Origin of the sequence: Paenibacillus sp. FSL H8-0168 (genome assembly GCF_038592955.1) — a bacterium.
GTDB lineage: Bacteria > Bacillota > Bacilli > Paenibacillales > Paenibacillaceae > Paenibacillus > Paenibacillus polymyxa_B.
The window spans coordinates 4327211-4341861 of the sequence record NZ_CP151948.1 but is presented as its reverse complement, the minus strand read 5'-3'; the positions used below and the strand labels follow the sequence as shown (position 1 = coordinate 4341861).

14 protein-coding genes are annotated in these 14651 nt (G+C 46.7%); 12 read left to right on the top strand and 2 right to left on the bottom strand.

Annotation, left to right across the window (positions count from 1 at the left end):
* The first annotated feature begins 1 nt into the window (after nt 1).
* The 11 genes from citD (at nt 2) to crcB (MHI21_RS19060) (ending at nt 11449) form a co-directional block, all read left to right on the top strand.
* Nucleotides 2-295: a citrate lyase acyl carrier protein gene (gene citD / locus MHI21_RS19110; RefSeq protein WP_250270504.1), complete on the top strand. Its 294-nt coding sequence runs from the start codon at nt 2-4 to the stop codon at nt 293-295.
* On the top strand, nt 296-1177 hold the full coding sequence (gene citE, locus MHI21_RS19105) for a citrate (pro-3S)-lyase subunit beta (RefSeq protein WP_342418745.1): 882 nt from the start codon (nt 296-298) through the stop codon (nt 1175-1177).
* 10 nt (nt 1178-1187) lie between these two features.
* Nucleotides 1188-2747 (top strand): citrate lyase subunit alpha, encoded by a 1560-nt coding sequence (gene citF, locus MHI21_RS19100; RefSeq protein WP_342418744.1) that lies wholly within the window; start codon nt 1188-1190, stop codon nt 2745-2747.
* A 54-nt stretch (nt 2748-2801) separates the two neighbouring features.
* Nucleotides 2802-3974 carry an NADP-dependent malic enzyme gene (locus MHI21_RS19095; RefSeq protein WP_341163316.1) on the top strand — a complete coding sequence of 391 codons (1173 nt, stop codon included), beginning with the start codon at nt 2802-2804 and terminating at the stop codon, nt 3972-3974.
* A gap of 23 nt (nt 3975-3997) precedes the next feature.
* Nucleotides 3998-5044: a [citrate (pro-3S)-lyase] ligase gene (gene citC / locus MHI21_RS19090; RefSeq protein WP_341163317.1), complete on the top strand. Its 1047-nt coding sequence runs from the start codon at nt 3998-4000 to the stop codon at nt 5042-5044.
* Between the two features lies 1 nt (nt 5045).
* On the top strand, nt 5046-5588 hold the full coding sequence (gene citX, locus MHI21_RS19085) for a citrate lyase holo-[acyl-carrier protein] synthase (protein WP_341163318.1): 543 nt from the start codon (nt 5046-5048) through the stop codon (nt 5586-5588).
* A gap of 16 nt (nt 5589-5604) precedes the next feature.
* Complete coding sequence (citG, locus tag MHI21_RS19080) at nt 5605-6522, top strand: triphosphoribosyl-dephospho-CoA synthase CitG (RefSeq protein WP_341163319.1); 918 nt, start codon at nt 5605-5607, stop codon at nt 6520-6522.
* A gap of 271 nt (nt 6523-6793) precedes the next feature.
* Nucleotides 6794-8935 carry a UvrD-helicase domain-containing protein gene (locus MHI21_RS19075; protein ID WP_341163320.1) on the top strand — a complete coding sequence of 714 codons (2142 nt, stop codon included), beginning with the start codon at nt 6794-6796 and terminating at the stop codon, nt 8933-8935.
* Nucleotides 8936-9296: 361 nt separating this feature from the next.
* Complete coding sequence (locus MHI21_RS19070) at nt 9297-10607, top strand: replication-associated recombination protein A (protein WP_023989915.1); 1311 nt, start codon at nt 9297-9299, stop codon at nt 10605-10607.
* 87 nt (nt 10608-10694) lie between these two features.
* Nucleotides 10695-11096: a fluoride efflux transporter CrcB gene (gene crcB, locus MHI21_RS19065; protein ID WP_023989914.1), complete on the top strand. Its 402-nt coding sequence runs from the start codon at nt 10695-10697 to the stop codon at nt 11094-11096.
* Complete coding sequence (gene crcB, locus MHI21_RS19060; protein WP_165178722.1) at nt 11093-11449, top strand: fluoride efflux transporter CrcB; 357 nt, start codon at nt 11093-11095, stop codon at nt 11447-11449. Before crcB (MHI21_RS19065) ends, crcB (MHI21_RS19060) begins: the two co-directional genes overlap by 4 nt.
* 112 nt (nt 11450-11561) lie before the next feature.
* Here crcB (MHI21_RS19060) and MHI21_RS19055 read toward each other — a convergent pair whose 3' ends face one another.
* Together MHI21_RS19055 and mnmA are read right to left on the bottom strand one after the other, a co-directional pair.
* Nucleotides 11562-12392, bottom strand: coding sequence for a PPK2 family polyphosphate kinase (locus MHI21_RS19055; RefSeq protein WP_025723903.1), 831 nt, complete (start codon nt 12390-12392; stop codon nt 11562-11564).
* A 403-nt stretch (nt 12393-12795) separates the two neighbouring features.
* Complete coding sequence (gene mnmA, locus MHI21_RS19050) at nt 12796-13917, bottom strand: tRNA 2-thiouridine(34) synthase MnmA (RefSeq protein ID WP_165178721.1); 1122 nt, start codon at nt 13915-13917, stop codon at nt 12796-12798.
* Between the two features lie 304 nt (nt 13918-14221).
* Here mnmA and MHI21_RS19045 point away from each other — a divergent pair, with 304 nt between their 5' ends.
* Nucleotides 14222-14641 (top strand): Rrf2 family transcriptional regulator, encoded by a 420-nt coding sequence (locus MHI21_RS19045; RefSeq protein ID WP_013311532.1) that lies wholly within the window; start codon nt 14222-14224, stop codon nt 14639-14641.
* The last annotated feature ends 10 nt before the right edge of the window (nt 14642-14651 follow it).

Here is a 14651-nt window from a genome sequence, read left to right as displayed (position 1 = left end):
ATTGATTATTCAGCAAGTAGGCGTGGCCGGCACACTGGAATCAAGCGATATTATGATTTCCATCGAGCCGAACGGCACGAAGGGGATTGAAATCGAGTTGAAAAGTACGGTAGAGAACCAGTTTGGGAACCAGATTCGCAAAGTGATTCTCGAAACATTACAAGAAATGGGCATTGAACATGCATATGTCCAAGCGAATGATAAAGGGGCACTGGATTGTGCTATTAAGGCTAGAGTCATGACAGCCGTAAACAGAGTGGTCGAGGGTGGCTGCCGACCATGGGAGGCGGAATAGATGCAGAAACTGAGAAGGACCATGTTGTATGTATCAGGGAATAACCCAGGGATGATCCGCGACGCCCATATCTATGGGGCAGATTCGATTATGATCGACCTTGAGGATTCCGTTTCCCTATACGAAAAAGATGCAGCACGTTTGCTGGTTTACCAGGCTTTGAAAACCTTTGATTTCGGAGGCACCGAGGTGCTGGTCAGGGTCAACCCGCTCAATACGCCATATGGCAGAGACGATTTTGAAGCGATTGTACGAGCGAAGCCAACTGCCATTCGATTACCGAAAACAGAGACCGCCGATGACGTGATGGAGGCGGATGAATTGATTACCGAAATTGAACAAAAGATCGGCATGGAGCTTGGGACGATCAAGCTTTTTGCAGCGGTTGAGAGTGGTAAGGGCGCATTGAATGCAGCGCAAATTGCGGTTGCCAGCAAGCGGCTGATCGGCATCGCCATTGGAGCGGAGGATTTCGTTACAGACTTGAAGACAACGCGCTCGCCAGAAGGCATTGAGCTATTGACAGCACGAAGCCTTATATTATTTGCGGCAAGAGCTGCTGGCATTGCTGCTGTCGATACAGTCTACTCAGATGTAAATAATGAGGAGGGCTTTGCTAACGAGGTCAAGCTGATCAAACAGCTGGGCTTTGACGGCAAATCCATTATTAACCCACGTCAGATCGAGATTGTAAACCGCATCTATACGCCGACAGAACCAGAGATCCAAAAATCAAAGCGGATCATTGAGGCCAGCCTCGAAGCGGAGGCAAATGGCTCAGGTGTGATCAGTCTCGACGGTAAAATGATTGACCGTCCGATTGTAGAACGTGCACGCAGAGTACTTGACCTGGCGGAAGCGGCAAAAATAAACGTAGAGTAAGGTGAATGTTATGCTAAACGGTGCTGGGAGAGAAATTCCTCTAGCTATTGAGGGGCTTGATGCGGTAACTCCCTTTGATCGCAAATCGACTTACGGGCAATTTAAAAATATAGAGCGGTTAAAAGACAGCCAGCAAAATCCTGCCAAAAATAAAATCATTGATTCGATAGAGAAGGCCATTGAAGCTACTGGCTTGCGTAGTGGGATGACGATCTCCTTCCACCACCATTTTCGCAATGGGGATTTTATTGTGAATATGGTCATGGATAAAATCGCCAAAATGGGGATTCGTGATCTTGTCCTGGCAGCCAGCTCCTTGACAGATATCCATGCCCCATTGATAGAGCACGTGCGAAACGGTGTCATTCGCAGAATCGAGACCAGTGGCCTGAGAGGCGAGCTGGCTCAGGCATATTCCTACGGATGGTTTGACATTCCGGTGACGATTAACTCTCACGGTGGTCGCGCAAGAGCAATTGCATCAGGGGAATGCCCGATTGACGTCGCCTTTTTGGGCGCTCCTTCTTGCGATGCATACGGCAATGCAAACGGAACTTGCAGCATAAACGAAGCTCCATCGGCATGCGGCTCCTTGGGATATGCCATGGTAGATGCACAGTATGCGCGCAACGTGGTGATGATTACTGACCATTTGGTCCCCTATCCGAACACTCCATTCGCCATTCCTGAAACTCTGGTGGATTATGTGGTCGTCGTGGATCGCATCGGTGATCAGAAGGGTATTGTCTCAGGGGCTACCCGTTACACCAAGAATCCGAAGGAACTGTTAATTGCTAAAAACGCGGCAGATGTGATTGAAGCATCAGGATATTTCATGGATGGATTCTCATTGCAAACTGGCTCCGGGGGGGCTTCGCTTGCAACAACCAGATTTCTGCGGGAAAAAATGCTTGCCGCCAATATCAAAGCAGGCTTTGCCCTAGGTGGTATTACCCAACAAATCGTTGATCTGCATGAAGAAGGATTGATTGAAAAGCTTTTGGACGTGCAGAGCTTTGACCTGCGTGCTGTAGAATCGCTGAGAAAGAATAAATTCCATCAACAAATTTGTGCGGAATATTATGCAAGCCCTGAAAATATAGGCTGTGCTGCTCACCAACTGGATGTTGTTGTGCTGAGTGCGCTGGAGATTGATTTGAATTTTAATGTGAACGTAATTACCGGGTCTGATGGGGTCATCCGGGGAGCTTCCGGCGGACACTGCGACACTGCCGCAGGCGCTGCAGTATCTATCATCGTCGCTCCGCTGATTCGCGGAAGAATGCCTGCTATTCTTGATCGTGTAAATACCATTATCACACCAGGCCATACGGTTGACGTACTTGTTACCGATCAGGGCATCGCTGTGAACCCTATCCGCCAAGACCTCCTGGCTAACTTAAAAGCAGCCAAGCTCCCTGTCTTCACGATCGAAGAGATGCAAGAGAAGGCAACACGGATTGTCGGCAAACCGGAGCCGATACAATGGGAAGATAAAATTGTAGGTGTTGTTAAATATCGTGATGGTTCTGTAATTGATGTCATTCGTCAAGTGAAACAAGGACGCTAAAATTATAAACCAAGGGGAGGAAGTATTGAGCAGCTGCTCAGTACGAACAAACTTATGAATATAAAAGAAGCCGCCTTACAGGCACACCGCGTCAGAAACGGTAAACTGGAGATTACAGGGACAGTACCGGTTGTAAGTAAACAGGACTTAGCGATAGCCTATACACCTGGCGTTGCCGAACCATGCAAGGAAATCGCCAAAGATAAGAGCAAAGCCTATGAATACACGATTAAAGGGAGCAGCGTGGCGATTTTGACGAATGGGACAGCAGTGCTGGGCCTGGGGGATATTGGTCCTGAGGCAGGGCTGCCTGTCATAGAGGGCAAGGCCTTGTTGCTCAAAGAATTTGGTGGGGTGAATGCGTTCCCTATTTGTATCGACACCACTGATCCAGACGAGTTTGTGCGCACGGTTGAAGTGATCGCACCAGGTTTTGGAGGCATTCATCTTGAAGACATCAAGGCTCCAGAATGCTTTTATATTGAAGACAAATTAAAAGAAAAACTGAACATTCCGGTTTATCATGATGATCAGCATGGAACGGCAGTTGCTGTGCTTGCAGGGTTATTGAATGCCTTGAAACTTGTGGGCAAAAAAGTGGAGGATGTGCGAATTCTCATCAATGGAGCAGGAGCTTCGGGGATTGCCACCGCCAAGCTATTGCTTGCTGCAGGAGCGGAGCATATGGTTCTCTGCGATATGAATGGTGCCCTGGTCGAAGGAGACACCTCTCTCAATGAGCCTCAGCAGCAAATTGCCAAGCTGACGAATCGTGATAAAGAAACAGGCAGCCTTGCAGAAGTCATCAAGGACAAGGACATCTTTATTGGTTTATCGGTTGCAGATGTGATGACCAAAGAAATGGTGCAAAACATGAGCAATGAAAGCATCATTTTTGCCCTTGCCAATCCGATTCCAGAAATTTTGCCGGAGGAAGCATACAAAGGCGGAGCACGAATTGTTGCGACCGGCAGATCGGATTTTCACAACCAAATCAATAACCTGCTGGCATTCCCCGGTATTTTCAGAGGCGCGTTTGATGCCAAAGCTACGGACATCACGCTGGAAATGAAATTAGCGGCAGCCAGCAGCATCGCAGCTCTGGTAACAGATGAGGAACTTGACGATACCTATATCGTTCCAGATGCGATTGACAAAAGAGTAAGTGCTGCGGTTAGTAAAGCAGTAAAAATCGTCGCAGAACAAAGCGGTGTCGTAAGAAAATAAAACCATCGAGAAAAACGGTGATCATGATGGCTATGTGGATGGAACATTTGCGTGAAGAGATTATAAATCCTGCCTCTGAAGACGCTCAAAGAAAGCTTCGCGATTTCCTTAAGCGCCAAGGTCTTAGAATAGACCATCCAATTGAATATACGATGGAAATTGTAGATGGCGGCGACATTGCCGCTACGGGTTCCTTTTCAGGCAGTGTACTGAAGTGTATTGCTGTGGATGAAGCTTATAAAAATCAGGGGCTATCGGCACAAATTGTTAGCCATTTAGTAAATGAAGAATATAGGCGGGGAAGGGATCACCTGTTTATTTATACAAAGCCACTAAATAAACAAATTTTCAAGGATCTCGGCTTTTATCCAATCATGGAGGAATCCTTCAAGGCTGTCCTGTTGGAAAACCGTTGGGATGGTGTCAGGCAGTATCAGCAAGATCTTTTGCAGGAATCGGGCGATCTCGTGCCTTCGGCTGCGATTGTCATGAACTGTAATCCATTCACACTGGGACATTTGCACTTAATCGAGTATGCAGCAGCGGTTTGGGAAAAGGTACATCTGTTTGTAGTCTGGGAGGATCGATCCATTTTTCCATCAGCTGCTAGATACAGACTAGTTGAAGAAGGCGTAAGGCATTTGGACAATGTGGTCCTGCACAAAGGCAAAGACTATATCATCTCGGGCGCAACGTTTCCTTCTTACTTCTTTAAAAATGATGAAGAGGCGGCAAGCACGCATATATCACTTGATCTAAAAATTTTTATCCAATATATAGCTCCATTGCTAAATATTCAAAAACGGTATATTGGTCAGGAGACAAACTGTGTCTTGACCCGAAGGTACAACACGATCATGAAAAAATTACTGCCTTCCGCTGGAATCGACGTAGAGGAAATACCGCGACTGCTATGGGAAGGGGAGGACATTAGCGCCTCTGCAGTTCGTAATTATATTCGTCTGGGTCACATGGAAAAAGTGAAGCAGCTTGTACCGGACACAACCTATCGGTTTTTATTGTCAGGGGAAGCTGGAGAAATCATCAGGCGTATTAGAAGGATGTCATAACATGTATTCGTATGAGGTTACCCTTGAGGAAATGCTACAGGCACGCGAAAACCGGGCGAACAGACAAAGACAGCTGATCAGTAGGTACGCGGTACCTTTGCTCAGCATGACGATCAATATCCCAGGACCACAGAAGTCCTCTCCAACTAGTAAATACGCTTTTCATGAAGGCTATCGTATTTTGATGTGTCAACTGGCAGTGAACCAAATGACACCGCTGCACCGTGAAGCGTATCATCTGCCGACAGGTCCAGAAGCATATATTGCCGTTCAGGCAGACACACAAATATTGAAAAAGTGGGCCATTGCGATTGAAGATGAACATCCACTAGGAAGATTACTGGATCTGGATGTGATTGGACCCAATGGAAGGGCAATCTCCAGAGATGAGCTTGGCCTGGACAAGCGAAAATGCCTCATGTGCGAGCAAGCTGCGCATATATGTGGACGGAGTAGAGCGCACGCACTTCCTGAATTACTGGAAGCTATCAAAGCGCTGGTGGACAGTTATACGCGAAATCGTCAAGTGGTCAAACGAGTATGATCGGCGAGGAGCAACTATGATGCCAACAAGCCTATTAAGTGAAAGCCTTGCTCAACAGGCTGTCCTTGCGCTGCTAACAGAGGTCTCCGCCAGCCCAAAACCGGGACTGGTAGACCGATTGGATTGTGGTGCCCACAAGGATATGGACTTCTTTACGTTTATGTCTAGTGCGGCCTCACTTTCCGGCTATTTTGAAAGATGTGCTAAGGCGGGAGGTTCCTTTCATGGACAGGATCTCCGTATACTATTTGAGAACCTGCGCCCCTTGGGACAGGAAGCGGAACGGGCTATGTTTGCCGCAACCGATGGGGTAAACACACATAAAGGTCTTATTTTTTCGCTAGGCATTATTTGTGCCGCCGCCGCGTATTGTTGTACGACACGAGCAACTGCTAGCAGGCTGGATGAACAAGTCATTTGTGAGACCATTGCTCAGATGACCAAAGGTTTATGTGCAAGAGAGCTTGCATCCCTAAAAAAATCAACAGGCTTAACGGTCGGCGAACGGTTGTATAAGGAGTGGGGGATGATGGGCATACGTGGCGAGGTGGAAGCAGGCTTTCCTACCGTGCGAGCGTATGCTCTGCCCGTCTATCGTGAGTTGAAGTCATCACAACGTTACCATGTGAATGATATCTGTGTTCAAACACTCTTACAACTGATGGTTGTCAACGAAGATACGAATATTGTTGGCAGACACGACCGGGAGATGCTAGCCTATGTCCAGCAATATGCCAAGCAGGTGCTAGAGGCGGGCGGTATCTTGTCTGAAAGAGGTGTAGCCATGATTCATCAGATGAACGATGATTTTGTGCAGCAAAATGTTAGTCCTGGTGGCTCCGCTGATTTACTGGCAGTCACAATCATGTTGGAAAACTTATATCTAACGCCATTGCAATATAACGGCAATGCGGTTCATAGCGACCCATTTTAATATAAAAGGGCTGTCTTCCCTAAAGTGAAAGGTTCTCTTTACACCAGACAGGTTCATTTGTAAAACCTGCTGCTGTAAGGGGGATTTTTTTTATGTAAACTATTCGTTTGTGTTTTAGTTAGAGGTCTTTCTTATATGAAAACAGGCGTATGAAGAAAATAAGGTTGGATTTTTATGGCTAAATGTGTTACGCTTACTTTCCTTTTTTTGTGTCGGAGCAAGTGGTTGCGATGCAGAAATCGAGACTTGATATTCTTAGGAGGTAACTGAAATGGAGAATGAGTTTCAAAGTGCCTATCAAGAAGAACAGCACAGGCTGTCGCTTGCTATGGAGGAAATTGATCGGAGATTGGAACGGCTTCGCAATACGCCGGTGTACACCGGGCATGATTTTACGGAGCAAGTGCTAGAATCGGCACGGGAGGAAAAACGTCAGGCTTTGGCCAAAAGCTCGCAGGAGCCTTATTTTGGTCGTATGGATTTTGACGAACGTGGCAGAGGGCAGCGGAAGCCACTTTATATCGGTAAAATTGGAGTGGAGCGTGAAGAAACGTCAGCGTATCCGCTGGTGATTGATTGGCGTGCACCGATTGCCAGCTTGTTTTATTCGTTTACAGGTGGTGAAGAAACCGCGTCTTACGAAGCTCCTGAGGGAACCATTGAGGGCTTGGTCTATCTGAAGCGTAATGTTGTCATTCGGAAAAAAATCCTGGAACGGGTAGCCGATACATATAATCGTGAAAGCGACGAGCCTGCCGTTTCTGATGAGTTTCTCGTTTATCGTTTGGGAGAAAACAAGGATAACCGTTTACGGGATATCGTATCTACCATTCAGGCGGAGCAGGATCAGATCATCCGCGCGGCCAAAAATACAGCCCTCGTTATTCAGGGGGTAGCGGGTAGTGGCAAGACGACGGTAGCGCTGCATCGGCTCGCATTTTTGCTGTATCAATACAAGGATCAGGTATCAGCGGACAAAATGGTAATTTTCGCACCAAACCATATGTTCCTTGACTATATTTCAGATGTACTTCCAGAGCTGGGGGTCGGGAATATTCAGCAAAGTACATTTGCAGACTGGGCACTGGACTTATTGGGTTTGGATTTACCTTTGGCTGATCCTGCCGAAACATTATCTTATTGGTTTGAGAGTGGCAGTCTGAGAAAGGAATCCATGGATGAGGCTCCGGGAAGATTCAAGGGCTCGGTTCACTTTATGGAGTTGCTTCAAGCTTTTGTTGAACGACTGGAGCCCATCTCCGTGCCTGAGGGGGATTTTTCACCATGGGATGGAGCGGTGCTGCCACAAGCTGAGATTTTGAATTGGTTTAATGAGGAATATAAGCCTTATCCGCTCGCGAAGCGGAAGGAGCGTGTGCTGGCAAGAGTGCACCGCTGGATTGAAATGGAACTGAAAAAGTCGCCTTCGGCGGCAGCGCTCAAGGAACGCAAGAAAAAGGCAGGAGCACGGGAAAAGGCATATGCTAAAAAATGGCCACAATACGACGCACTGACGCTCTATAAGCAGCTTTTTCAGGCAGCTAAAGGGTTACCCGCAGATACGGCTGCGGAGATGAAGGCTTCTCTGCCGCATGCTATTTTTAAGACCACACAGTCGGATCTGCGAAAACAGATTATCCGTGAAGAAGATCTGACTGCGTTAGTGTATCTTCACGTGCTGATTCATGAGGTAGAATCATCCCAACGTTTTGACCATGTGGTCATTGATGAAGCACAGGATTTTTCACCTTTTCATATCGCATTGCTGGATTTGTTCGTGAAAGGGCATTCCTTTACGATATTGGGCGATTTATCGCAGGGCATCCATGAATACCGTGGTGTACATGCGTGGGAGGAAATGAGTTCTCTTTTTGCGCCGGAACATACCGGGTATTTTGCACTTACGCGGAGCTACAGATCAACCTTGGAAATAATAGAATTTGCAAACACGATTTTGGAGCAGGGAGTTCGCGGCGGTATTACGGCAGTTCCGGTATTTCGTAGTGGCGATCCGGTGCGCACCGTGTCTTACGACTCATCCGTGCGTGAGCAGAGTTTGCTCACCGCTCTAAAAGAGCTGTCCTCCAAGGAGTATCGTACTGTTTCTGTGCTGACACGCACCTTAAAAGAGGCTATGGAACTGCATGAGGTTTTCATAAGCGCGGGGTTGGATGTGAATTTGATTGACGGTGGTAAAAAGCAATATGAAGGCGGTTTGTCGGTACTGCCTGTGTACCTATCCAAAGGTCTGGAGTTCGATGCAGTTATTGTGGCGGATGCCGACCATGAGCATTATGGAGAACGGGCATGGGATGCCAAACTGCTGTATGTAGGATGTACCCGTGCGCTGCATGAGCTGTGGCTATTGCATGATGGCTCACTTCCTAGTTACGTACAGGCACAGACGGAGTAAGCAGAAAAAGCGTTGTAAAGCATCGCCTGAGTTGTTGTATTCCTTTTTGTACTGTTTATCTTAGTGATGGAAATTATGAAGTTATGCCAGTCGAAGAACAGCCACGAAATTCATCTTTCGTCTAAGGCTGTTCTTTATTTTTTTTTGTAGGCGACTGACTTGTAGATCTACAGCCGTGCCGTGACCATGCTATCTGCAACTTGTTAACGGATATGGTAGAATAAGAGGCGGTTTATACCGTATCAGGATTATAGATGACTTGAATTTTCATGATTTTCAACCGTATGAGCGAACATAGTATAGTATCTTTTCAAAGAAAAAGAGAAAGTGTTCGTTCATAAACCATAAGGAAGTGAATGAAATGGACTTATTTTCATATTCCCAAGAGTCAACGCCAAGCAATCGGTTGCTTGCGGATCGCTTGCGTCCGACTTCGCTGGATGAATATATTGGACAGGAACATGTTGTGGGTCCAGGTAAGCTGCTGCGAAGAGCTATAGAGGCAGATCAGGTCTCTTCTATTTTGTTGTACGGACCGCCGGGGTGCGGCAAAACAACACTGGCACATATCATCTCGCAACACACGCAAGGCGATTTTGTACGTCTGAATGCTGTAGAAGCATCTGTGAAAGACGTAAGAGAAGTCATTGACCGGGCACAGACGAATAAATCGATGTATGGCAAAAAAACCATTTTGTTTCTCGACGAGGTACATCGTTTTAACAGCTCGCGTCAGGATGCACTGTTGCCTGCGGTGGAAAAGGGCACGATCGTGTTTATTGGCGCCACCACTGAAAATCCCTTTCACTACGTCAACGGCGCTTTAATGAGCCGTTCTACGTTGTTCCAGCTTGAAGCGCTAACGCAGGAGCATTCGCTGGCTGCTATGCGCCGTGCCTTGAGCGATGCGGACAAAGGGCTCGGCTACATGCAGCTTCAGGTAGATGAAGCTGCACTGGCTCACATCGCGTCCATGGCGAACGGTGATATCCGCCGCGCTTTGAACGCGCTGGAACTGGCGGCGCTCACGACGCCTCCGCTGGCAGACGGCACGATTCACGTGACACTGGAAGTCGCAGAGGAATCCATCCGTCGCCCGATTGTCAAAGCAGATGAATCCACGCAGTATGACGTGCTGTCGGCCTTTCACAAAAGCATTCGCGGCTCCAGCGACGCCGCGCTGTTCTGGTTTCTGTACGCCGTAGAAAAGCTCGGCATGGACCCGATGACCTTTATCCGCCGCCTCATCGCTGCGAGCAGTGAGGACATTGGCCTAGCGAACCCGCAGGCAATGGTGCAAGCGGTGAGTGCGCTTGAAGCCTATCGCAATAACGGCTGGCCCGAGGCCAAACTGAACATTGCACAGGCCATTTTGTTTGCTGTGGAAAGCCCAAAATCGAATGCCGTATATACGGCAATTTCACGGGCCATGTCGGCTATGGACGATATCAAATCGGCCGAGGTGCCACTCCATTTGCGTGACGCACACTATAAAGGCTCGGAAAAGCTCGGTCATGTTGGCTATCAATATCCACATAATTATCCGAATCATTATGTGAAGCAGCAATATTTGCCCGATTCGATAGCAGACCAAACCTTCTATCAGGCTACTGAGCAGGGGAATGAGTCAAAAATCAGGCAAAACCAGCGCTGGCGGGATTCACAGTCTTGATATATATGTGTGACTTCATATACAGAGTGTGTACGATATCGTCACGTTACACCATGATCGTGCAAGAGCGAAGAAGGAGATAAAAAGATGAAAGACGTGCTATTCGTTGCCGCGGGCGGAGCGCTTGGAACCTCTACCCGTTATGGCCTGCAATCGCTGTTGCCTGCGGCGGGTGCGGATTTTCCACTTGGTGTGCTGCTAATCAATTGGATCGGCTGCCTGTTTCTTGGTTGGTTCTTTACGGTAACCTTGCGATCATGGCGGATCAAGCCGCGATTGCGACTTGCCATCGGAACAGGCTTTACAGGGGGCTTTACCACCTTTTCCACTTTTGCAGTAGATGCTGTACGCCTCACGGTTCATGATCGTATGCTGACGGCTGTGTTGTACCTGCTGCTTAGCGTAGGCGGAGGGCTGTTTTTGACATGGACAGGTATCCGCCTAGGTACAAAAATGACGCAGGCTGCTCCCAAGGAGGAACGCTTATGATCTGGTGGGCGGCGGCAGGCGGGATTATGGGTACACTAGCGAGATACGGGCTTGGCATGTGGGCCGGAAAGAGGTTCGGTACCGTATTCCCGTGGGGGACGTGGATCATTAACGTCAGCGGTTCATTGCTGTTAGGCTGGCTCTATGGCCAGTTTACGCAAAACCATTTGTCTCCGGCACTCTGGATGCTGCTAGGAACAGGTTTTTGTGGCGGCTACACCACCTTTTCCACATTCGGCTATGAATCTCTTCAACTGATGGAGCGTAAAGAATACCGACGCATGGCTACGTATGTACTGTCCTCTGTCGTGGTAGGAGTTGTAGCTGCGGCTATCGGGTACAGAGTCAGTTAAGCTTATACATTTTTGAGATAACACGTAAAAATGCAATAAAAAGCTTCCAATCCCGTCTCAAGGCATTCTCAGCCGTGATAAGGTTTGGAAGCTTAGTGCTGTACCTATACAGCTATTTTTTATCTCGTTCTTTGTACAATTCAGGTAAAAGGGATTCAAGTTCAGGTCTTGGATCAGGATCAGACAACTTCATTTCCTCCAGCGTTTGGACGGCAATCCGTAGCACAGTATAATCCCTATACCAACGGTTGTCTGAAGGAACGACATACCAAGGAGCTTGTTTGGTTGCGCTTAGCTCTAATACATCCTCATAATACTGGGTATATTGCTTCCAAAATTTTCGTTCCTGCAAGTCACTTGGATCGAGTTTCCAGTTTTTGTGGGGCTTTTCAATCCGGTCGATCAGCTTTTCTAACTGAAATTGCTTTGAAATATGTAAAAAGATTTTAACCACCTTTACACCATTATCCAGCAACAACTGTTCAAAATGCTTGATATGCTTAATATTCCGTTTGGCCTGCTTATCGGATATCTGTCCGTGAACACGTGTAATCAGCACATCCTCATAATAAGAACGGTTAAATGCTGCAATATATCCACGTCCTGGGGTAACGCTATGAGCACGCCACAAGAAATCATGACTTAATTCCTCAGCCGTAGGTGATTTAAAGCTGTGGACAGTCACCCCCGCAGGGTTAAGGTTGGAAAACACCTGTTTGATGACGCCATCTTTGCCGCTGCAATCCATACCCTGAAATACAAACAAAACGGATTGTTTTTTCTCTGTAAATAATTTGCTTTGTAATTCCGTGAAGCGTTCCTTCAATTGATCTGTTTCCTGTCGGATTTCTTCTTTATTTTTGATATTCTTCGTATCCTTAGGGTCCCATTCTTTCAAAGAAACTTTTTTACCCGGTGTCAGCATTCCTAATGAATCAGACATAAAGGCACGCTCCTTTTCAATTGAAGTATGATCTTGTCTACATCATATACCCAAATGAGGATGTTATCAAAAGTTCCTTATGTATTAATGATCTTTCAAGTTAATTCGAAAAGGATTACATAGGCAATAAGTTAGAAGTCCATTGTAGCGCTCTTATTTAAATATGACGTTTTCTATTTAAAATGGAAAGTATACCAATGGATTAAAAGGGACGTGTATACACCATGGAAAATTTTTTGCGAGAAATGTTTGCTTAGCATGACAGACATCATAAAGAGCAGATTATGAACTCTTTTTCAATCATTAAATAAAAACATCTTTCATAAAAAAAAGTCGCCCCTTCCAAATCTGGAGAGACGACTTTTTTTAATTCCTACTATATCAATGAAAAATGGTCATTCATTTAAACTGTTTCAGGCTGAAGTTTTTCAACCTTATCAATGGTTCCTCCACCCAGACAGCGTTCCCCATCATAAAATACAACAGCTTGTCCAGGCGTAATGGCCTTTTGATGTACATCGAATATGACATGCACGGTTCCATCAGCAAGCCATTGTAAAGTTACTTGCTGATCAGGTTGGCGATAACGGAACTTGGCTGTGCAACGGAATTCGCCGGACGGACGAGTATCTGCGCCTTCAATCCAGTTCACATCTGTTGCAATCAGGCTGGTAGAATACAGGCTGTGGTGACGATCACCTTGTACCACATATAGAATATTCTTCTCCAGATCCTTATCCGCTACAAACCACGGTTCACCTGAACCTGAGCCGCCAATGCCCAAGCCTTGTCGTTGACCCAGTGTATAGTACATCAGACCATCGTGGCGTCCTTTGACTTCACCAGTAGCGATATCCACCATGTCTCCACCTTTTGCAGGCAGATATCCACTCAGAAACTCCTTAAAATTACGCTCGCCGATAAAGCATACGCCTGTGCTGTCTTTCTTCTTGGCCGTATACAGTCCTGCAGCTTCCGCTATTTTACGCACTTCTGGTTTCGGCAGATGACCGATAGGGAACATGGCTCGGGACAACTGTGTTTGGCTTAATGCATTTAGGAAATAAGTCTGGTCCTTATTGCTATCCACACCTCGCAGCAAGGTAAAGTGGCCGTCTTCTTCCACAACCCGTGCATAATGTCCAGTAGCAACATAATCTGCTCCCAAATCCAGCGCTTTATTTAGAAACTCGCCGAATTTAATTTCACGGTTACACATGACATCCGGGTTGGGTGTGCGTCCAGCTTTATATTCATCAAGAAAATAGGAGAATACTTTATCGAAGTATTCTTTCTCAAAATTGACGGTATAGTAAGGAATGTCGATCTGTTCACAGACGCGGCGCACATCCTCCGCATCCTCCTCAGCCGTACAACGGCCAAATTCATCCGTGTCATCCCAGTTTTTCATGAAGATGCCGATTACGTCATAGCCCTGCTCCTTCAGCAGCAGCGCGGTAACGGATGAGTCGACGCCACCGGACATCCCGACGACGACACGGGTTTCATGATTGGCTTTAGCCATGGTCATCACCCAATTCTTTCAATATTGTTGTAGAACCCACCTATTGTAACATAAACGATAATAAGATACGATGTTTGGACGATCCAACGACACGGCGAACGATGGAAGAAAGCTATATAAAATGGGCTAAATCTGTTCCAAATCGCCCGAAAGCAACTTTTTTTAAGATTGTTACCGTAATGTTTCCCTTTACCTGCCCTAATATGTTAACATAAGCTGAGGGTTAGGATCGGAATAGAGAGGTTTACAACACCAGTTATTCCGCGTGTTTAACGGAATTGTTACTATAAGTGAGGTGGCACAATTGAAAATATCAACGAAGGGCCGTTACGGCCTGACCATTATGATGGAACTTGCAGCCAGGTTTGGCGAAGGCCCAACTTCTTTGAAAAGTATTGCCGAAAAAAATCAGCTGTCAGAGCATTATCTGGAACAGCTCATCGCGCCTTTGCGTAATGCAGGTTTGGTAAAAAGTATCCGTGGTGCTTACGGCGGTTATATTTTGGCGAATGAACCGGCAGGAGTAACAGCGGGAGACATCATTCGTGTACTGGAAGGTCCGATTTCTCCGGTCGATTTCACGGAAGAAGACGATCCGGCAAAACGTCAGCTGTGGCTGCGAATTCGTGACAGCATCGCTGAAGTGCTGGATTCTACTACACTTAAGGACTTGATCACATACCAAGAACATGATGAATTGGACAATTACATGTTCTATATTTGAGGTGGATTAA